This window comes from Marinobacter fuscus (assembly GCF_003007675.1).
Taxonomy (GTDB): Bacteria; Pseudomonadota; Gammaproteobacteria; order Pseudomonadales; family Oleiphilaceae; genus Marinobacter; species Marinobacter fuscus.
The window spans coordinates 96,088-117,531 of the sequence record NZ_PXNP01000020.1; the positions used below are offsets into that span (position 1 = coordinate 96,088).

The 21,444-nt window shown below is 57.8% G+C and carries 17 protein-coding genes; all 17 read left to right on the forward strand.

Features of this window, described 5'->3' with window-relative positions; genetic code table 11:
- Positions 1-14 precede the first annotated feature (14 nt).
- On the forward strand, positions 15-1,166 hold the full coding sequence (gene tssA / locus C7H09_RS05760) for a type VI secretion system protein TssA (protein ID WP_165794792.1): 1,152 nt from the start codon (positions 15-17) through the stop codon (positions 1,164-1,166).
- Positions 1,167-1,208: 42 nt separating this feature from the next.
- On the forward strand, positions 1,209-1,718 hold the full coding sequence (tssB, locus tag C7H09_RS05765) for a type VI secretion system contractile sheath small subunit (protein WP_106761655.1): 510 nt from the start codon (positions 1,209-1,211) through the stop codon (positions 1,716-1,718).
- Entirely contained in the window at positions 1,715-3,211 is a 1,497-nt protein-coding gene (gene tssC, locus C7H09_RS05770; RefSeq protein ID WP_206074277.1) for a type VI secretion system contractile sheath large subunit, read from the forward strand. The genes tssB and tssC (C7H09_RS05770) overlap by 4 nt, the downstream gene beginning before the upstream one ends.
- Positions 3,212-3,251: 40 nt before the next feature.
- The gene (gene tssC, locus C7H09_RS05775) at positions 3,252-4,775 is read left to right on the forward strand and encodes a type VI secretion system contractile sheath large subunit (protein ID WP_165794793.1); all 1,524 of its coding nucleotides are present in this window, start codon (positions 3,252-3,254) and stop codon (positions 4,773-4,775) included.
- A gap of 38 nt (positions 4,776-4,813) precedes the next feature.
- Positions 4,814-5,608, forward strand: coding sequence for a type VI secretion system accessory protein TagJ (locus C7H09_RS05780; protein WP_165794794.1), 795 nt, complete (start codon positions 4,814-4,816; stop codon positions 5,606-5,608).
- Positions 5,601-6,053, forward strand: coding sequence for a type VI secretion system baseplate subunit TssE (gene tssE, locus C7H09_RS05785; protein WP_165794795.1), 453 nt, complete (start codon positions 5,601-5,603; stop codon positions 6,051-6,053). The genes C7H09_RS05780 and tssE overlap by 8 nt, the downstream gene beginning before the upstream one ends.
- Positions 6,053-7,867, forward strand: a complete 1,815-nt coding sequence (tssF, locus tag C7H09_RS05790; protein ID WP_106761659.1) for a type VI secretion system baseplate subunit TssF — start codon at positions 6,053-6,055, stop codon at positions 7,865-7,867. The genes tssE and tssF overlap by 1 nt, the downstream gene beginning before the upstream one ends.
- Positions 7,867-8,832 carry a type VI secretion system baseplate subunit TssG gene (gene tssG / locus C7H09_RS05795; protein WP_106761660.1) on the forward strand — a complete coding sequence of 322 codons (966 nt, stop codon included), beginning with the start codon at positions 7,867-7,869 and terminating at the stop codon, positions 8,830-8,832. The genes tssF and tssG overlap by 1 nt, the downstream gene beginning before the upstream one ends.
- Positions 8,833-8,845: 13 nt before the next feature.
- The gene (tssH, locus tag C7H09_RS05800) at positions 8,846-11,422 is read left to right on the forward strand and encodes a type VI secretion system ATPase TssH (protein ID WP_420844178.1); all 2,577 of its coding nucleotides are present in this window, start codon (positions 8,846-8,848) and stop codon (positions 11,420-11,422) included.
- A gap of 20 nt (positions 11,423-11,442) precedes the next feature.
- Complete coding sequence (locus tag C7H09_RS05805; protein WP_106761662.1) at positions 11,443-11,934, forward strand: hypothetical protein; 492 nt, start codon at positions 11,443-11,445, stop codon at positions 11,932-11,934.
- Between the two features lie 156 nt (positions 11,935-12,090).
- Positions 12,091-12,570, forward strand: coding sequence for an Hcp family type VI secretion system effector (locus C7H09_RS05810; protein WP_106761663.1), 480 nt, complete (start codon positions 12,091-12,093; stop codon positions 12,568-12,570).
- An 84-nt stretch (positions 12,571-12,654) separates the two neighbouring features.
- Complete coding sequence (locus C7H09_RS05815; RefSeq protein ID WP_106761664.1) at positions 12,655-14,550, forward strand: type VI secretion system Vgr family protein; 1,896 nt, start codon at positions 12,655-12,657, stop codon at positions 14,548-14,550.
- 28 nt (positions 14,551-14,578) lie between these two features.
- Positions 14,579-15,367: a hypothetical protein gene (locus C7H09_RS05820; protein ID WP_106761665.1), complete on the forward strand. Its 789-nt coding sequence runs from the start codon at positions 14,579-14,581 to the stop codon at positions 15,365-15,367.
- Positions 15,364-16,203 carry a hypothetical protein gene (locus tag C7H09_RS05825; protein ID WP_106761666.1) on the forward strand — a complete coding sequence of 280 codons (840 nt, stop codon included), beginning with the start codon at positions 15,364-15,366 and terminating at the stop codon, positions 16,201-16,203. The genes C7H09_RS05820 and C7H09_RS05825 overlap by 4 nt, the downstream gene beginning before the upstream one ends.
- Positions 16,200-17,066, forward strand: a complete 867-nt coding sequence (locus C7H09_RS05830; RefSeq protein ID WP_106761667.1) for a lysozyme family protein — start codon at positions 16,200-16,202, stop codon at positions 17,064-17,066. The genes C7H09_RS05825 and C7H09_RS05830 overlap by 4 nt, the downstream gene beginning before the upstream one ends.
- A gap of 30 nt (positions 17,067-17,096) precedes the next feature.
- Positions 17,097-17,558, forward strand: coding sequence for a hypothetical protein (locus tag C7H09_RS05835; RefSeq protein WP_106761668.1), 462 nt, complete (start codon positions 17,097-17,099; stop codon positions 17,556-17,558).
- 66 nt (positions 17,559-17,624) lie between these two features.
- Positions 17,625-21,444 (forward strand): RHS repeat-associated core domain-containing protein (locus C7H09_RS05840; RefSeq protein WP_133166206.1); only part of this gene is annotated, 3,820 nt, incomplete at its 3' end.

Below are 21,444 nucleotides of genomic sequence, written 5' to 3' on the forward strand. Positions count from 1 at the left end.
CAATCGGAGACGTTATGAGTGAGGAGTACAGCAGCCAGTTGCCTATGGATCGGTTGCTGGCGGATATCTCGGAATCTTCCCCGTGTGGAGATGATACCCGTGAGGATGCTTCGCCTGCCTCGCCCTACTTCACACTCAAGGATCTCAGAAACCAGGCCCGGGCGCAGGAGCGCCAGGTATTCTCGGACGAGGAGCCGCCGCAGATACCCCAGTGGCGCCAGCTTCTGGAAGAGATTCCAGGCGTACTTGAAAGCCGTTCCAAAGACCTGGAATTTGTGGCCTGGCTGATTGAAGCCTTGTGCCGGGAACGGGGATTCGATGGTTTGACTGACGGCTTTGATCTGGCCCGGGCTCTGATCGAGACCTTCTGGGATCAGATCTACCCGCTGCCGGACGAAGAGGGCCTGGAAACCCGCATTGCGCCTTTGGTTGGGCTGAACGGGCTGGACGGCGAGGGTACGCTGATCAAACCGATCATTTCGGTGCCCCTGTTCTTTGATGGCGACGGCTCTACATCCTATGCAACCTGGCACGCGGAGCAGGCTACCGAAGTCGCACGGCTGGATTCGGCACGGGCCGAAGCGCGTATCCGGAGCGGCGCCATGTCGCTTGAGGTTCTTGAAAAGGCTGTGCGGGAAACCCCCACGGAACACCTGGCCGACATGCGCCTGTCAATTGAACGGTGCAAAACCGCATTTGCCGCGCTGTCAGACACCATGGATCAGGCCATGGAGGGAGACCCGCAGCCCACCTCCAATATCCGCAAGGCTCTGGAGCGTTGCCAGCTGACGCTGAACCACCATGCCGGCCAGCGGATTGATGACTACCTGGCTGCGCAGGCCCAGTCCCGCGAAGCGGATGAGGCGGACGCAGCCGCCGGGCTGGAGGAGGCTCCCGGAGTCGCTCAGGCCGCGCGGGGAGCCCGGGTCGACCCGGTAAAAGTAGCCATAGAAAGCCGCAAGGATGCCCTGGTTCAGTTGAGAAAGCTGTCGGAATTTTTTCTCAGTACAGAGCCTCATTCACCGGTTTCCTATGCGATTTTACGGGCAGTTCGATGGAGTGAGCTGTCATTGCCGGAACTTATGGATGAGTTGATATCCGATAACGGAGCCCGGGACGGGTTCTTCAAACTAACCGGTGTGCCTGCCCCCGAGCAGCAGGAATGACCACTGGCAAATCAACAGTGACGCTCAAAAGGAGACAGTAATATGGAAAGCATCCACAACAAACTGTCCCGGGTTCGCAAGCCCCGGGTGCATATAACTTACGATGTGGAAACAGAGGGAGCTCTGGTCAAAAAGGAGTTGCCTTTTGTGGTTGGGGTGATGGGGGATTTCACCGGTAACAACAATACCGACCTGAAGCCTCTGAAGGATCGCCGGTTTATTCAGATTGACCGGGATAACTTCGGTGATGTTATGCGCCGGATGAGCCCCAGCCTGCGCCTGAAAGTGGACAACAAACTGGCGGATGACGGTTCTCAGATGTCGGTGGAACTGGCCTTCAATTCGATGGATGACTTTGAGCCCGCCGCGATTGTCAATCAGGTGGAGCCGCTTCGTAACTTGATGGAAACCCGCAACAAATTGAGGGATTTGCTGACCAAGGTGGATCGTTCTGAAGAACTGGAAGAGTTGCTGGAGCGGGTACTGAACAATTCGGACGATCTGCAGGCATTGAACGCAGAACTGACCAGTGCAGAGGAGGACAAGGAATGAGTCTTGAAACCCAAATGGAAGGTGCCGTACTCGAGCAGGAATCCGGCGCTGCCAGCCTGCTTGATCAAGCCATTGGCGCAACCAAGCAAACGGAAAGCAGTCGTGCAGAAGAACTGATTCGTACGCTGGCCGAAGAAGCCATGAAAGGCACGGTGACCTGGAACAAGAACCTGTCAATTACCTTCAACCAGGCCATTGCCCGCCTTGACCAGATGATCTCCGGCCAGCTGGCGGAAATCATGCACCAGGAAGACTTCCAGAAACTGGAGGGCTCCTGGCGGGGTATGCACCACCTGATCATGAACTCCGAGACCAGTGCCACGCTGAAGATCCGGATGCTGAACCTCAGCAAGACCGAGCTTCACAAGGATCTGTCGAAAGCGGTTGAGTTCGATCAGAGCCAGATTTTCAAGAAGGTGTACGAGTCTGAATTCGGCACTCCGGGCGGCGAGCCCTACGGTGCTCTGATCGGTGACTACGAGTTCAGCAGCCACCCGAATGATGTGGAAACACTCACCCTGATGTCGAACGTGGCAGCTGCTGGCTTCTGTCCGTTCATTTCGGCCGGTGCCTCCGGCATGTTCGGTTTTGACGAGTGGACCGAGCTTTCGAAGCCCCGTGACCTTGAAAAGATCTTTGAATCCATCGAGTACACCAAATGGCGCTCGTTCCGGGAAAGCGAGGACTCCCGTTTTGTCACCCTGACCATGCCACGGGTGCTGGCCCGGTTGCCGTATGGAGTGGCAACCAAGCCGGTAGAGGAGTTCCGTTTCGAAGAGTTCGAGGTGGATTCGGAAACCGGTATGGCGGTAAAGCCGAAGCATGATGACTACTGCTGGATGAATGCGTCTTACGTGTTGGGCAGCCGTCTGACTAACGCCTTCTCCAAATACGGTTTCTGTACCGCTATCCGTGGTGCTGAGGGCGGCGGCAAGGTTGAGGGGCTCCCCGCCCATATCTTCCGCAGTGATGATGGAGACCCGGATCTCAAATGCCCGACCGAGATCGGCATTACCGACCGCCGTGAAGCAGAGTTGAGCAAGCTGGGCTTTTTGCCGCTGTGTCACTACAAGAATACGGACTACGCGGTGTTCTTTGGTGCCCAGACCTGCCAGAAACCCGCCATCTACGACAACCCGGACGCAACGGCAAACGCCGCCATTTCAGCGCGCCTGCCGTACCTGATGGCCACCTCGAGATTCGCCCATTACCTGAAGGTTATGGCGCGTGACAAGATCGGCTCGTTTATGGAAGCCGAAGACGTTGAGAGCTGGCTGAACCGCTGGATTCTGAGCTACGTGAACGCCGCTGAGGGCGGTGGTCAGGAGATCCGTGCCAAGTTCCCGCTGGCCGATGCCAAAGTGCAGGTACGTGAAGTGCCGGGTAGCCCGGGTTCCTACAATGCCATTGCCTGGATGCGCCCCTGGTTGCAGATGGAAGAACTGACAACCTCCCTGCGCCTTGTTGCCAAGATTCCAGAAGTTGGCAACTAATCCCCGCTTGTCGGGTGCCCGGTAGACCATGGATGCAGGTATGAATTCCGCATTGGCGTTTGTTGATCAGGACTACATCCGCCGCCGGCATCAGAGCGCCGGCCAGCCACCTGTGCGCGCTTTGCACAGAGGGCTGGCCGAGCGGCTGATTGCCGAGGCCGATGAACTCCAGGCTCTGATGCTGTTTCTGAGCCAGTATCCGGGCCGCTCGAAATGGACGCGGAATCAGATCCGGGCGGTGTTGTGCGACAACATTCTGCGCCTCGACCGGCTGCTTAATGCCCAGCTCAACGCCATTCTGCACCATCACGATCTGAAAGATCTGGAAGCCAACTGGCGCGGCGTTGCATTGCTGGTGGATCAGGCTGCCCAGGATGACCATCAGGAACAGGTGCGGGTCAAGGTGTTGGATGCGTCCTGGGAGGTTATCTCGGCAGACCTGGCCCGAGCGATCGAGTTCGACCAGTCCCGGCTGTTTGCGAAGGTCTACTCGGATGAATTCGGCACGCCCGGCGGCGAGCCGTTCGGGTTACTGTTGGGCACCTATTCTATCAGCCACCGCACACAGGGTGGTGCCGCCAATCTGGATACCCTGAAAGAACTTTCGCAGGTTGCGGCAGCCGCGTTTGCGCCCCTTATCCTGAATGCGGCCCCCAGTTTCTTCGGGGTTGACCACTATTCGGAACTGACCGGTGTCCGGGAGCTGGAAAGCCATTTTTCCCAGGTGGAACTGGCGCCCTGGCGTTCGGTTCGGGAAGTGGAGGATGCCCGATTTCTCGGGTTAGCCGTGCCGCGTATGCTGATGCGGCCACCTCACCGGGAACTGGGAGAAGGCGCCGAGTCCTTTGGCTTTCTGGAGCGGCGGGAAGTCACCGACCGTGATTATCTGTGGGGGCCTGCCTGCTTTGCTTTTGGCACGGTGGCGATCCGGGCCTTCTGTGAGTCTGGCTGGTTTTCCAGGATCCGGGGTTATAAGCCGGGCCGGGTGGCCCATGGCACTGTAGACAATATGCCGGATATTGCCGGTATGAACCCGAGTGGCAAGCTGCACCCGACACGCCAGGCGGTGGACTGGCAGATCAGCGACCGTATGGAAAAGGCGTTGTCCGAGGAGGGTTTTCTGCCGCTGGTGCCGTTGCCGAATACGCCGATGTTGGCGTTTCATTCCGTGCCCTCGGTGCAGCAGCCCAAGCGGTACGACAAAACAGCAGCCGATGTCAGTGCCAGATTGTCATCGATGTTGCACTACATACTCTGTGTGTCCCGGTTTGCGCACTATATGAAAGTGATGGGGCGTGACCGAATTGGGGGTTACCGTACCCCGGAAGAGTGCGAGGCGGTTCTGCAACGCTGGATTCACGGTTACACCACAGCCACAGAAGGCGGTTCTGAGGATCTGATCTCGAGATTCCCGCTCCGCGACGCAAAAGTGACCGTTCGTGCGCGGGCAGGCGAGCCGGGAAAATATTATTCGGTTATGCATCTGCAGCCGCATTTCCAGCTTGACCAGCTGGTAACAGGGCTGAGACTGGTTACTGAACTTTCACCGGTAGATGGTGCCTGAGCCTATCTGCCTGAACAATTTAAATGGAGGAGTCGGGAATGGATGCCATCAAGCAGCATCTTGTTAGCGGTAGTCTGGACAAGGCGATTAATGATGCAGGGCAGCAGGTTCGGAGCAGGCCAGGCGATGCAGAGGCAAGAGCGTCGCTGATTGAACTGTTGTGCGTGGCCGGTGACCTGGAGCGTGCCGATGAGATGCTGGGGGCACTGGCCAGGCACCATCCGGACTGGTTGGCAGGCGCCGCTAATCTGCGGCAACTGATGCGGGCACAGCAGGCGAGAGCGGCGTTTCATCAAGGGCAATTGGCGGAGGATGTGGTTGCCGGTGAGGGTGACGACTTGCAGGCGCTGCTGGCACTCATGCTTGCCAGGGCCGAAGGCGATCTCGACGCAGCCGAAGCGGCTGCACAGAGCCTGGAGGAGCATCGCGAGAAAGCCAGCTTCCGGCTGGGCGATGTAGAAGGCGATATCCGTGATTGCGACGACAGCCTGTGCGGATTTATTGAAGCGCTGGGCACAGACGGTAAGTTTTATCTCTGGCGGTGGTCGGAGATTGAAGCCATCGATTTCCACCCGCCAGGCTCGCCGGTCGAACTGGCATGGCGCAGGGCGGATGTCGAGCTGACCTCCGGGCAGCAGGGCGAAGTTTTTGTGCCCCTGATCTACCAGGCCAGCACCACCGACCAGGAAAAGCTGGGCCGGGTAACCGATTGGCAGGAACACTCGGCCGGGCTGGTGACCGGCGTGGGGCTGAAGCAGTTTCTGGTCGGCGACGATGTGGTCGGGCTCGAGAGCGTATCGCGTGTCGAGCGTCTGGTGGCGGCGAATGCCTAACGAGCGCATCCAGATGAACCTGCTGGATCGGCTGGCCGCAGACTCGAGTACCCGGGCAACGGTTGCCACCATGCGCCAGTCGGTGCGTCGTGATCTCGAGGCGTTACTGAATACCCGCCGCTCCTGGCTGATGCTGCCGCCGGAACTTCGGGAGCTGCGGCAGTCCGTGCTCGGCTTCGGGTTGCCGGATTTCACCGTAATGGATCTGGGTACCGAGGAAGCCAGGCAGTGGCTGTGTGACGAAGTCAGGGAAACCATCGTGCGCTTTGAACCCAGGCTGACCAGAGTGTCGGTGGTCTCCGACGAGAGTGACACGCCGCTGGACAGAACCATGCGCCTGCGCATCGACGCAATCCTGCTGGTCGACCCGGTACCGGAAGCCGTGGCATTCCGCTCGGATCTTGAGCCTGTAAATCTGTCCATGACCCTTCAGGAGTGCGCCTGATGAGTGATGAACTCCTTCAGTATTATAATCGGGAACTGGCTTACCTTCGGCGCCAGGGCGCCGAGTTTGCCAAGGCCTACCCCAAGGTGGCCGGCAACCTCCGGGTCAGTGATGAGTCGGTCGAGGATCCTCATGTTTCGCGATTGCTTGAGGGGGTGGCTTTCCTTACCGCACAGATCCGGCGGCGCCTCGACGGGCACTTCCCGGAGTTGACCAATATCCTGATGGGCAACCTGTACCCGGATTATCTGGCCCCGATCCCATCCATGACCATTCTTCAGCTCAGTGCCGGAGCGTCCCAGACCCACTGTGCGACTCTGGACAAACAGCAGCGATACGAAACCCTGGTTGAGGGGTTGCCTACGTGCGAGTACCGGTCACCGGCCCATCAGCACCTGGCCCCGGTTGAGGTGGTGTCTGCCAGCTTCGAGAACGCCCCGTTTGATGCTCCCAGGCCGGAGGGCACAGAGGGCTCGCGAAGCCTGATCAAGCTACGGCTTCGGTCAACGTTGCCGTTCAGTGAAATAGACCTGCCCTCGCTAAGATTCTACCTGCATGGCCAGACACACCTCAGCAACGAACTTTATGACCTGATTCACCGATCCGGAATCGGTTTCGCGGTGGCTCCCACCAACGATGCCCGACAGTTGCGTTTCTATCCCCGAACACACATCAACCCGGTCGGATTTTCACCGGATGATGCGCTGGTGCCCTACAGCAAGCGTAGTTTCGATGGATTCCGTCTTCTGGTGGAGTTTTTTCTGTTTCAGGAGAAGTTCCTGTTTGCCGAACTCGATGGGCTGGAAGGACAGTGGCCGGAACACACCGAGGTCGACCTGTTTGTGTACCTGGGGGAAAGCTCGAACGAGCAGGAAAAGAGCTTCGTACCGGAGCATATGCGCCTTTGGTGTGTCCCGGCGGTAAACCTGTTCGACGAATCCCTGGAGCCGGTCGCCAACGATGGTTCCAGCCATGAGCACCGGTTGGTCTCGCGCTTTCGGGGTGCCGATACCTATGAGGTTGTCAGCGTTGAATCCGCCAGTCTGGTCGAGAACGAGAACGTGCGCGAAATGGCGCCCTTTTATGGCTTGGGGCACCCCCGCTGGCAGTCCGGGCTGGACGTGTTCTGGCACCTTGAACGGCGCGAAACCACCTGGGCAGGAGGGCAATACGAGCCGGGTTTTGAAACCTGCCTGACTCTGGTGGACCGGCGTTTTAACCCGAGATCCGCCGAGGACCTGCCGCAAGGTGAGATCCTTATGGTGAATGCCTGGTGCTGCAACCGCAATATCCCGGAGCGCTTGCCTTTCGGAGGCGGAGAGCCGCGTTTCAGAGCGGTCGGGGAACCTCTGGTGGAAGACGCGGTAGCGCTGCTTCCGCCTACCCCAACCACCCGTCCGGATCTTTCGGATGGGGCACGCTGGGAGTTCATCCAGCAACTGAATCTTGAGCATTTTACAGGCAACGACGCTCTGGATCGGCTGAAGTCTGTGCTCAAACTGCATGATTTCCGCCATACCCCGGAAACCGAAGCACTGATTGAGGGTATTGAGAAAGTGGTCAGCCGTCGTATTGCTGCCCGTATTGGCAAAGGTGTGCACAGCGGAGTGTGCCAGGGCACCGAAATTTGTATCACCTTTTCACGGCCAAGTTATGCGGGTACCAGTATCTATTTGTTCTCCGCCATTCTTGACCGTTTTTTCGCGCAGTTTGCCCAAATCAACACCTTCACCCGTGTCCGCATACGCCTGAGCGGTCATCATCGGGACTATTGCCTGTGGCCAGCCAGATCCGGTGAGCGGGAGTTGTTGTAATGGGCACCCCAACCACGCTCTTCCGTACTGTCTGGGCCGCTGAACGCCAGCTGATCAACCGCCATCCGACGTACCACCGGGTTGGCCACGACGGCTGGCCAGACAAGGAAGTGGTGCGTTTCCGTTCCAGCCAGAACCTGGGTTTTGCGGGCCAGGATATCGTGCGAATGACAAGCCGGCGTAACGACGACGGGGCAGTTCTGCATGATCTGCTGATTGATGTAATGGGCCTGACCGGCGCCCGTGGTGCCTTGCCGGCGTGCTTTACCGAGAGGGTTTTAGAACAGGTTCGAGAGAAGTCTCCCGCCACCCGTGACTTCCTGGATCTGTTCAACCATCGGTTGATCTCCCTGTTCTACCGCAGCTGGGAGAAAACGCAGCCGGCGGTGCAGCAGGAGCGCACCGGCGAAGATGATTTCACCCGTATTCTCAAAGCGCTGACAGGTTGTGAACAAAGTTGGCAGCTGTATTACGGTGCCGCGTTTGCGCGGCGCTCCCGCTCCGCCAGCACCTTGCGGTCGTTGCTGGAGGACATTACCGGAATGTCGGTGCAGATTCGCACCCTGCGTGGCGAATGGGCTCCGCTGGCCGACGAGGATCAGTCGCAGCTTCCGGATGCGTCGCAGCCGATGGGGCAGCACGCCAGGCTTGGCAGTGCCATGCTTGGCAGCAGGGTCTGGATGGCAGACAAGGGGCTGGATGTGGTGTTCAGCCCGAAATCGCAGTCTGCGCTGGTTTCCGTGTTACCCGGTGGCGCGTTCAGTAACACCGTTTCAGCCATTACCCAGCGGCTGGTCAGTGGCCACATGCGAGTGCGATATCGCCTGTCGGCCCGTGCCGCGCACCTTACTCACACTGTTCTCGGGCGCCAGGGGCGCCTGGGAGCAGACAGCTTTATCGGGGCCCGGCCAGAATCTTCCAGGATGGTCGAGGTCAGTTTCAAACCCAGCCAAGGAAAGGATTGATTGCATGTCGTCAATGACACTCAAGTCTCTGGTCGAGAAGTTGAATGATGCCAGTAAAGAAGCTCTGGAAACCGCCGTTGGTCTCTGTTTTCAGCGAACACACCACACCGTTGAGCCGGAGCATTTGCTGAAAAGCATGATTCGCACTGAAGATCCGGATCTTGCGGGTATTTTTTCATTCTATAACCTCGATATCGCGCGACTGGACAGCCAGCTTGAGCAGGGGCTGGAAACTTTCCGTACCGGCAGTGGTGCCACGCCAAGCCTGGCCCCGCGGCTGGTGGATTTGTTCCGCCAGTGCTGGCTGGATACCTCCATCGAGTTTGCCGAGCCCGCGATGCGCGGTGCAACCCTCCTGTACAGCATGCTCAGCGACCCTGCCATGGCTGCGCTGGTAACCCGCCATGCCGGAGAACTGAACGGCCTGGATCCCGCCGGTTTGCTGGCCAACTGGCAGACGATTCGTGAAACGCTTGAGGTGGCACCGGCGGTATCGAGCGGGCCCGCTAAAACAAAACCCGGCAAAGAGCAGCACCTGGCCAAGTACACCATTGATCTGACCGCCCAGGCCGAATCCGGAGTACTCGACCCGGTTATCGGTCGCGATGACGAAATCCGGCAGGTTATTGATATCCTTAGCCGTCGACGCCAGAACAACCCGATCCTGACGGGCGAGGCCGGTGTGGGCAAAACGGCAGTGGTTGAAGGCCTGGCCCGGCGAATTGCCGAAGGCAATGTGCCGGAGGCATTGAAACCGGCGCGCCTGTTAACGCTGGATCTTGCGTTATTGCAGGCGGGAGCCGGTGTGAAGGGTGAATTCGAAAACCGTCTCAAAGGTGTTATTGACGAGGTTAAATCGTCGCCACGACCGGTTATTCTGTTTATCGATGAGGCCCACAACATGGTGGGAGCTGGCGGTCAGGCTGGCCAGAATGATGCCGCCAACCTTCTGAAGCCAGCACTGGCGCGGGGTGAGTTGCGCACCATTGCCGCAACCACCTGGGCCGAATACCGGAAATTTTTTGAAAAAGACGCCGCGCTTACCCGCCGCTTTCAGGTGGTGAAAGTTGATGAACCAGATGAAAAAACAGCCATTCAGATCCTGCGGGGGCTGGTGCCGACGCTCGAAGCCCACCACGGCGTACAGATTGCCGATGAAGCGTTGAAGACCGCTGTTGTGCTGTCGACACGCTTTCTGGCAAGCCGTCAGCTACCCGATAAAGCCGTTGCCCTGCTGGATACGGCCTGTGCTCGTGTTGCCATGAGCCAGGCAAGCGTGCCGTCGCAGGTAGAGCGGCTCAGGGCGGAAGTTGAGGGTCTGGAGCAAGAGCTGGCGCTGTTGTCGCGGGAGTCCCGCGTCGGTCTGGAGCACGCTTCCCGCCAGGATGAGCTGAACACCCGGTTGCACCTGGCACAAGAAGAGCAGCAACAGCTTGAAGCCGAGTGGGCTACGGAAAGAGAACGGGTACAGGAAGCGGCAGGCATCAGTCGCGCCTTACTGGAAGCTGAAAACGAGGCCGACAAGCAGCGCCTGAATGCTATTCGCACCACACTGTCAGAGCGTGAGCAGGTGATGGTGCATTGGCAGGTAGACACCCAGTTGGTTTCTGAGGTGCTGTCTGATTGGACCGGTATTCCTCTTGGGCGCATGCAGTCCAATGAGGTGGCGGGTATTCTCAGCCTGGCACAAACCCTGAAAGAGCGGGTCACCGGCCAGGATCATGCGCTGGATGAAATCGCCCGTACCATCAAGGTCGCCCGAGCCGAACTGGCGGATGAAAAGAAGCCACTGGGGGTGTTCCTGCTGGTAGGGCCGAGTGGCGTGGGCAAGACCGAAACCGCCATGGCGCTAGCGGAGCAGGTGTATGGCAGCGAGCAGAACATGACGGTCATAAACATGTCCGAGTTCAAGGAGGAGCATAAGGTATCACAGCTGGTGGGTTCGCCCCCGGGCTATGTGGGCTATGGCGAGGGCGGGGTTCTTACCGAAGCGGTTCGCCGCAAGCCCTACAGTGTCATCCTGCTTGATGAAATGGAAAAGGCGCATCCGGGTGTGCAGGACATCTTCTATCAAGTGTTCGATAAAGGTTCTTTGCGGGACGGAGAAGGCCGTGATGTTGACTTCCGCAATACGGTTTTGCTGATGACCTCGAATGCAGCATCTGAACATATTTCAGATCTGTACGTTGATGAGCTGACCGCTCCGGAGCCGACGGCACTCAAAGAGGCAATTTGGGACGACCTGCTGGCAACCTTCAAGCCAGCGTTTCTCGGCCGGACAGTGGTGCTTCCCTATCGACCGCTGGGCCAGGAGCAGCTCCGCTCGATTGCGCGCATGCAACTGGATCGGGTGTGCCAGCGGATGCAGCGTCAACACGGTTTGGAACTGGCATACGATGACAGTGTGATCGATAAGATTGCTGACAGCGGTCACCAGGCAAGTACCGGCGCCCGCAATATTCAGCAGGTTATTCAGCGCGACATATTGCCGATGCTGTCGGATATGTTGCTTGAAGCGATATCTGTTAATGAAAAGCCGACACGAATTCATGTTGGTGTAACAAATAACCAGTTTACGATTGCGGATTGACTGGTACCCGGAGGCCTGGAATGAAAATAACGGTGTGGTCTGAAACGATTGAGAAAATTTGTTGCGCCATACCGTTTAAAATTCTGCCACTGCTGGTAATATTGGCTTCCGGATGTGCAAGTCATGATAAAAGGGACACTTTATATGACACGTATGGTTTGTATTCACATAAAGTGCAGAGTCGCGACTATCAATATGTTGTCGAGGACTTGCTAACCCGCTCGATGAGAAGTCGGGAAATCAAACATTATTCCGATTTCCCGGACTATTTCCCGATTTTGTCAGATTTGCCAGATATATTGATAAGGCAAGAAAACCATTTCGAGCTTCGTGACGGTAACTTCGGTTGTCTCACGCTGAATGGATTTGATCGATTTGATAGACCAGCTGTTATCAAGATGGAGTTTGGAAGGGAGCAGGAACGCTGGAAGTTGGATTATGTTTCAGTCGATTATCTCGAATCACCGGCAGAGTTCATCAAGGCTGCTGTGTGTCCGAAGCGGCGTACATAATGCCAGGGACTGCAACGAGTAAAATAACAACCCCCCTTTGTATAGCTGTCTGGACAGTTGGGTATACCCCAAGAATCCAAGGTTCTGGTTTGAGGCCGGGGCCGGGATAACCATGTCCTCGTTACAGGACGTAACTAAAAACGCAAGGAGATACACATGCAAGCGAATACCTACCTGGATTACGAAGGTATCAAGGGTGAAGCCACCGCAGATCAGTTCAAGGATATGATTACTGTTCTGACCATGGACTTTAACGTTCACCGTGAAATCACCTCTTACACCGGTACCGCAATGGACCGTGAGGCCTCAGCAACCCGTCTTGGCGATGTTACCATCACCAAACTGCAGGATAACGCTTCTTCAGACCTGTTCAAGGAAGCCACTATCGGCAAGGGTAAGAAGGCGACCTTCTACATCACCAAACAGGGCGACGCTGTTGAAGAAATCATGAAGATCGAACTGACCGATGCCATGATTTCCAACTACTCCGTGTCTGTCTCCGGTGACCGCCCGGTAGAGTCCATCACCATTTCTTACACCGAAATGATGATGACTGTGACCCCAACCGACGACAAAAACAGCATCACCGGGCCGAAGTCCTACGGCTACAGTGGTGTCAAAGGCCAGCAGTTCTAAGAATTGGCCTGAAACCCGCAGAGGGAACCCGAGCGGTTTCCTCTGTCATTCTTTATTACCGAAACCAGGAAGGCGCGGCGATTCATGGGCAAGGAACTTCAGCACCATTTTCTTCAGATTCACAGCTCCCTCGGCAAAGACGCACTGGTACTGGAGCGTCTGAACGTTCGGGAAGGCATGTCCCGTCTTTTCGAAGTGCGTGTCGGCTTTACCGCCAACCAGCGTATTCCAGACATGAAAAAGCACATTGGCGAGGGTGTGACTGTCAGCCTGAAGGTGGGCTCGAAAGACGGTGGTGGTGAAAAGCATTTCCACGGCCATTTTCTGAGCATATGGGAGCTGGGCAAGCCTTTGCACAACAGTGATGGACAGCGCTATGAAGCGATCATTGTTCCTCGTGCCTGGTCTGCGGCCAACCGCACCAATTGTCGGATATTCCAGGACAAAACGGTCAAGAAGATTGTTGAGACCATACTGGGCGAACATGGCGTCGCGTTCAGCTGGAAGCTGAAAAAAGGTCTGTATACCTATCGATACTGCGTGCAGTACAACGAGACCGACTGGGACTTTGTATGCCGCCTGCTGGCCCACGAAGGCTTGTGTTTCTATTTCCTGCATTCCAGTGGCTCTCATACCATGGTGATCACCGATCATGAGAAGGCCTGGACCAAAGCCGTTGAAGGTTCTGTTGTCTTCTGTTCACGGCCAACGGGCACTGCGCATATCTCCAGTTGGTATGCCGGTTTCAAGGCGACCGCCAACTCAATTATCGAGCATGGTTTCGATTTTGAAGTTCCGAAGCAGAAAATCAAGGACAGCAGCAGCGAAAAGGTGCCTGGCGGCCCGTTTGGTTCCCGGGAGCTGTTCGGGTATTTCGGTGAAGATCGCCCTATCAAAGATGGTGCCAGCCTGGCTGCATTGCATCTGAAAGGTATTGCCCAGGAATCGGAGAGTTATCGTGCCGTGTCGGACTACCGATCCTTTGGTGTCGGGCACACCTTTTCATTCAAAGAACACGAAGATGAGATTCCACCCCACAACGAGTTTGTGATCACCGAGATTTCCATTGAAGCGTCGGTGCCGCTGAATGCGGATAACCAGCCTTCCATGGGCAACTATTTTTACACCAACAGTTTCCGTTGCATTCCAACCGACGCACCCTATGTCCCCCGAAAACTGCCCAAACCGATGGTTCCGGGGTTGCAGACTGCCACAGTTACCTGTGCACCCGGTGAAGAGATTTACGTGGATGAACACGGGCGGATAAAAGTTCAGTTCCATTGGGATCGCGAAGGAAAGTACGACCAGAAAAGCTCTTGCTGGATCCGGGTTGCCCAGTCCTGGGCGGGGGAGCAGTGGGGAGCCCAGTTCATCCCCCGGGAAGGTCAGGAAGTGTTGGTTGAGTTCCTCAGCGGGGACCCCGATCTGCCGCTGATTACGGGCTCGGTTTATAACGGCAAGAACAAGATGCCGTATGAGCCGCTGTCGAAGAAGAATATTTCCGGGTTCAAGACACGCTCGACCACCAAGGGTGGCGGTGCCAATTACAACGAGATCAGCTTTGACGACACCATCGGCAAAGAGCTGTTCCTGATGCATGCGGAAAAAGACCACACCCTGACGGTCGAACACGACCAGACAGATGACGTCAAGAACGACCGCACCACCACCATCGGCAACGACGACACCCTTACAGTCAAGAATAACCAGACTGATGACGTTAAGAATGACCGAACCACCACGGTTGGCAACAACGATACGCTGACGGTCAAAAACAACCAGACCATCAATGTTACCGGTAACCAGGCAACCACCGCTGGCAAGGCGATCACGATTGACGCAGGGCAGAGCATCACCCTGAAAACAGGCGCCGCCAGCATAACCATGGAAGCCTCCGGTGCGATCTCGATCAAGGGCACCAGCATCAGTGTGCAGGGCACAACCATCGACCTGAAAGCGGCGAAGATCAGTTTGAACTGAGGCATGCCGGTTTCAGGGGTGAGGGAACATGCTTGAGGAGTTGCTTAACCAGCGCAAGGCATTGCTCGACAATCCTTCATTGCCGCTGGCCTTGCTGCGACAGCAAGACCGGCGACTGATTTTGTGGTGCGAGCAGTATCCGGATGCGCTGGCAGCGCAGGCGTGGACGGCCCTGTCGGAGCACTGGAGCAAAACGCTGCAACTGGAGCTGGCAACAAGACTGAATGTAACCAACGTGGTTGAGGAGCTTCTGGTCGAAGGCACTGCCCAGACAGCCTGCTGGCGGCTTGCCGCACAGTTTACCGAAGCGGCGTTGCCAGGTGAGTTTCCGGATGACGCAGAAGCTCAGGTATGGGTGGCTATGGCGATGGCCCGAAGGGGGCGAGCCAACGCGTTACCCGCCGAGTGGCAGGCCTGGTTGCAGGTTCAGGGAGGTGGCAGCCACACAGAGCAGAGTCTTCGCGCTCTGCTGGATGCGCTCTGGCAGAGTCGCCGGGATGGATGGCGAGCGTGGTTCTACCCGATGATGCTGAACCTGCCAGACGCGCATCACCCCGGCATGATCAATTGGCTGGCCGGAAACGTTGATAGCAAAGCCTTGGTGGAAGCCATGGGAATGTCCGGGGCAGAGCGATTCAGGCCCTGGCTGCAGGAGTTAGCGGTGCAGGGTGATGATCACAGTGAGCCGGCCGGACAAGCGCTGCAGCAGAGTAAAAACGAGCGGGAACAGATACAGGCGAGAATACGCCATTGGTTACCTCGCTGGCGGCTGCTGGAAGGCGCGCCCTGGTCACTCTTTGGCGGGTATTGGCAATGATGGAAACCGGGCAGGCTGCTGGTTGGCAGATGGTATCGCTGGCTGGTCGGATAGCCGGGCAGGAGTTGACGGCCTATTTCGATCAGGGGTTTGCCCCGTTTGAGCCGCCTGCAACACCATGCGAGGCCACCGTAAAGCTCTCGCCGGAACAGATCAGGCCGTTTCTGGCCACGGATTGCGCAGTCTGGGTGATTCTGCCAAGCACAGAGCTGCGCCATAAAGACAGGTGGCAGTCTGCGTTCGAAGGTCTTGATGTGCAGTTTGGGTTCGGGCGCGCCGGTCTGGCGTTGGCGATGGCGGGCATTCAGCGTGCCGGTGTCCCTGCCCAGATTCTGGCGGTAGAGAGTGGCTCCGATCTCCAGTTTCTGGCACTGGCACTGGCGCCGGGTTCCGGGCCGCAGGTTTGTTTCAGTGCCCTGGATGGCCGAACTGACGGCGTTAATGATCTGGGTGAGCTGCTGGAGCGGGCACAGCAAGCGGTTCCGGCTATCGACGTGTTGGTTTGCCCGGACTACCCCCGGGATTCCGGCCTGGATCGTTTGATGCCCTTCCTCGGAAGGCTCAGCCAATGGAACCAGCCGCAGTTGCGTTGGGAGTTTCCAGAGTCGCTATTGCCTTCTTCCGGGGTTCTGGGCGGTTTGTGGGGATTGTATTGGCTACTGGACGGGTATCGGCTCGGTGACTGGAGTTTGCCGGGCGCATTGCTGTTGCTGGACAGAGACAGCGCGTTGGCAGGGGTTATTGCAGTTTCTCAGAAAAGCACGGGGCGATCCTGGCAAATAAACGACAAGCCGGTGATTGAGCCAATCAGGAACAACAGGGAGTTGGATGAATGAACTTGCAGCTGACTGGCAGTGTTGGCCGTGGCGGCGCGAATCGGGCCGCTGATGTAAAACTGGTACGAGCCTTGTTGAACGTGCACCGGCGCCAGCAGTCGTTGCCTGTTTTGCCAATAGACAGCAGCCCGGGGGCCGAGCTGGAAGCAGCCATCGCCCGGTTCCAGAACGACCGGGGAGTGAAGGTTGCTACCGGGCTGGTGGCGGCTGGCAGTCAAACCTGGCGCTGGCTGCAAGAGACACTTGGCAGTGCAAGAACCCGGGTTGCGATTCTGCCTCCTGCAGAGGGGCGGCTAACCTGGGAAGCCGAAGGGCAGGAAGGCGGGCGCTACCACAGCCGCATTCTGCATGTGCCATCAGCCTCGTCTGGCCTGACCGTGGGCCGGGGCTACGATCTGAAGGAGCGGTCCCGCGCCGAGGTTACCCGACACCTTGCGGCTGCGGGCTTGCCAGCTAACCAGGCGACAACCATTGCAGGCGCCGCGCGTTTGAAGGGCGCTGCGGCTGAACAGTTCATCATCGACAACGATCTGCTGGATTTCGAGATAAGCGCCAGCGTGCAACTGCAATTGTTCGAAACGGTTTATGCCGCCATGGCACAGGATGTGATCCGCATTTGCGGCAAACAGGATGTTCTGGAGCGTTATGGCAGTACTGACTGGCCAGCCCTGGATTCCCGTATTCGAGATACTTTGGTGGATTTGCGTTTTCGGGGCGATTACACCGGAACAACCCGGCGACAGGTTCAGCCGCCTGTGGTGGCCAATGATCTGAACGCGTTCCGCCAGGTTATCGGCAATGCCGGGCTTTGGGCGTCGGTGCCCGGCGACCGGTTCCAGCGGCGCGTACGTTACCTTCAATAACTGTTCGGTACACCAACGGAAAACGAATCAATGAAACGCCCTATTGTTGCACTCCGATGGATCTTGTCTGTACTGGTCGGCAGCCTGTCGTTTTGGGTTTTCGCAGGTGGCCCGCCGGAGCAGTCGGCGCCGGAAGTGGATAGCCGTGCCATGGAGGTTCGGGTTGCACGGCATGGAGCAACACTCTGGCGCTACACGCGCTTCAATGCCGAGAGCGATTATCCGTGCTTGCGGTTTGAAGCCATCCGGCCCGGTGAGAACTGGCGGGTGATTGATCGGCAGGATGTGTGTGATCTGGTTTTGCCAGACGGGCAACTGCTGGTATTCGAGAACACGGCTTACACCGGTTTTACCGGTGTCCGTTTCAGCCCGGAGGAACCGGCGTTCAAGTTTGGTGTTGAATATATTCGGAAAACGGCGGCCGGAGAGATTAGGCTGGAGTGTCGGTTGCCAGTGTCCGACAGTCACCTGGGCGCGGTTGCGTGCCGGTAAAGGTAGTACCCGAACCGCTTTCGATAGCAGGTCATCGGACAACATCAGGGCAAGGATTGCGCAGATATGGCGAGTCAGATACAGATTAACGGTGCGGACGGATACCGATACATCATTGTACAGCCGGACACCTACGAAGGCCCCGGTGCGCCGGAGAACCCGTCAGACAACGAGAACTGGGCACAATGGCTGCGGAGCCGTTTCAGTTCAGGCTTTGCTACGGAAAACCCCCAGTGGCTGGGCATTCTTCAGGCCCATGGCGTATCGCTGCATGTTGCCAACAACAGCGATCTGCTGTTTCGCCACGTTGCGCAGATGCTCCGTGAAGGCCAGCTGGCGATTTACCGTGTCCCGGTTGACAAGTTGCCGCCGGGTGAGGGCGGTGGCGGCGGGGCTGGCGGTGGCAGTGACAGCGCGCGAACGGGCCAGGCTGGTGCGTCTGCAAGCTCTTCTGCCGCAGCGGCTGATTCCGCGCCAAAAGCAGCGGATACCGGTGACCCGGGAGCCAATACCGATGATATGCAGTGTCAGGGTGACCCGGTAGCCCCGGTTTCCGGTGAAGAAATCCTCGATATTGAAGACTTTGCTATTCAAGGCGCGATGCCCCTGCACTGGGTGCGGCGTTACCGCTCTGGCTATTGTGACCGTCAGCTGGGCCTGGGTGCCGGTTGGGCGATGACCGGGTTGCGCCGGGTTGTGCTGGAGGATGATCGGCTTTGGATTGTCGATGGCGATGCCCGTTCACTGGTTATGGACGCCCTGAAGCCGGGGGAAGTTACCTGGCAGCTGCATACCGGCTTACGGGTAGAACGGCGCCGCGATAACCAGATGGTGCTTACTGAGGCCGATGGCCGCGCCTGGATATTGGCCACCATGGACAGCCGCACCTGGTTGCCAGTGAGTGTTCAGAACCTGCTGGGGCAGCAGTGGCGATTCCACTACGATGCGGGCGCCCGCCTGGTCGGCATTCAGTTGAGTGCCGGAATCAGCCTGGAGCTGGGCTACCACAAACACCACCCGGATCTGGTTCAAACGATTTCCCTGAATGAGGGAGGCGAGAACAAGCGCTCGCTGGCCCGGTACAGTTATGATGAGCAGGGCAACCTGCTGCGCGCCGAAAGCGACCACGGCACCGAGCAGTACCAGTATCAAGGCCACCTGCTCACCTACCGGGAGCTGCCTACCGGCTACACGTTCCGCTTCGAATGGCAAGGCCATGGCCCGGATGCACGCTGCCTGCGTAGCCGCGGTGAACAGGGCCATCATGATTTTCGGTTCGAGTACCAGCCAGAGCGCTTCCTCACCCGAGTGCACGACGCTCACGGCAACACCCAAGTGTTTCACTACGACAATAGCGGCCGCATTGTCGCCCGGCAGGACCCGGATGGTGCGCTCTGGCAATGGGCCTACGATGGCCTGGGCCGGTTGGTGCAGGAGACTCGCCCTGATGGTGCCCAGACGCACCATCATTACGACGAGAAAGGCCGCAAAGTCGAAACCGTTGAACCCGATGGCCGCAGACACCGGTGGCAATACAACGAGCTGGGATTCTGTACCAAAGAGACGTTTCCGGACGGGCGGATGCACCAGCGCCGGGTTGATCTGGCGGGCCGTTTGCTCGGCGAGATTCGCCCCGATGGCAGCCAGTGGCAGTACCGGTACGATGCCGAAGGCTGGCCCACCCAGGCTATCAGCAGCAGCGGTGAAACCGTGGATATGGGGTGCGCCGACACCGGGCAGGTGCTGGCAAGTACTCACAACGGGGCGCTTCAGCGCTTTGCTTACCAGCCGGATGGCCGCATAGCGGGCAAGCTGGAACAAGGCCTGGTCACCCAATACGATTACCAGGGCCAGCGCCTGCTGGCCGTACACCAATATCCGGAACAGGCTCCGGATCAGAAACGAAGCCGCCAGTACCAGTACGACAAGGCTGGCCGCCTGACCGACTACACCAACGCCCAGGGCGACCATCACGGCTACGAATACGGCCCGCTGATGCGCCCGTTGGCGTATCGCCGACCCGATGGCCATAAGGTTCAGTACCAGTACGACCTCAGCGAACGCCTGACCGCCATCACCCGCACCGATGGCCAGCAATGGCAACTGGGCTGGAATGCCGCAGGCCATATTGACCGCTGCGCGGCCCCCGATGGCCGGGACATCCGTTTCCAATACAACGCCGCCGGGCACATCACCCACCGGGAATACCCAGGTTTCTGGGCGCAGCGCACAGAGCGAGACCCCGCTGGCCGGGTACTGACCCAGACCAGTCAGGGCAAAGACCGCAAAGCGGTCACCCGCCATTATCGCTACGACACCGCTGGCCGCCGCACCCATGCCAGCTGCGCCGACCGCAAGCTGCACTGGACGTGGAACACCCTCGGCCAGATCACCGAACACCATCAGGACCAATATAAAACCGCCTACGGCTACGGCCCCGGTGGCCGGATAGAAAAGATCGAACTGCCCGACGGCACCACCGTCCACTACCACTACGACTCACAAGGCCGTTGGCAGACCCTGGCGGTGAACGGCAACCCCCTGATTGAACGCACCTTCGACAACCAGAACCGCGAAGCCACCCGTACCGCCGGCTCTAACACTCAAAGCCAGCTGCACGACCGCTACGGCTGCCTGATCAAACGCAAATGGCAGGGCCAACAAAGTGCCACAAGACGCTACCGCTGGGATGCCGAAAACCGCCTGGAAGCCACCCAGGACAACCTGACCGGCGACACCCACTATCAGCGGGACAGCCAGGGTCAGCTGATCCATGAAAACGACACAACCTACCACTACGACCTGGGCGGCAACCGACTCCCGGAAGGCGGCCAGATTGAACAGGATCGCCTGATCAGAAGCGGCGACGATAAACGAACCTATGATGCCCTGGGCGCAGAAGTCCGCATTACCGGCCAAACCACCGAACACCGCACCTTCGACGCCGAAGGCCAGCTCATCGAATTCAAACGGCCAGAGCAGCACATCACCTACGGCTACGACGCCCTGGGCAGACGGGCCTGGCGCAAAACCGACGCAGGCACCACCACCTACCTGTGGCACAACGATGTCTTGCTGGGAGAGCAAAGTCCTTCCGGCCAATGGCAGTGGTACCTCCGTGACCCACAAACCGATGAGCCCTTAATCACGCTGATCGACAACCAACCCTACTACTACGAACTGGATCATCGGATGATGCCTGTTCGGTTGTGGGATCAGGAGGGGCAAAAGGTCTGGGAGGGTAATGCGGATGCGTGGGGCAAGTGCCAGCCCGACACACTTAATCACGGGATTCATCAGTCACTCAGATTGCCGGGGCAGTTTGAGGATGAGCTGACGGGAATTGTTCAGAACCGGTTCCGGGATTATGATCCCGCGACAGGCCGGTATCTGACGCCAGATCCTTTGGGTTTAAAAGGCGGACTAAATGCTTACCGCTATACCAAAAACCCGTTAGATTTTGTGGATCCGTTGGGGCTAGAGTTTAAAGCGGTTATTACCCCAGAGAATGCTGAAACGGGGGAGGATGCACCGATTCTGGATAATCTGGAACCTGTGCAAGAAATTCCAGTTCCAGAAAGTCAGTTATCACAAAGGCACCTTCGCGAGACGGTGGGGCTGGATACGGTTGTTGTTGGGCCTAACGGCCATGGCGAAACCATTGGCGCCATGTATGGCAAAGTCTATGATCCTGAAGGCAACCAATTACCCGGAGTTGATAATCAAGCAGTTGAGGCATTCAATGACGCGCTTCGGCAAGCTGAGAAAACGCGTGAATACCGGGCTGAAGGATATAAAATGGTCGCTCAGGATGCGGCTTTGGGAATGGCGGCAGGGCCTGCTGCTGGTATAGTGGCTGGCGGAGCGACGAAAGCTGCGGGCTCAT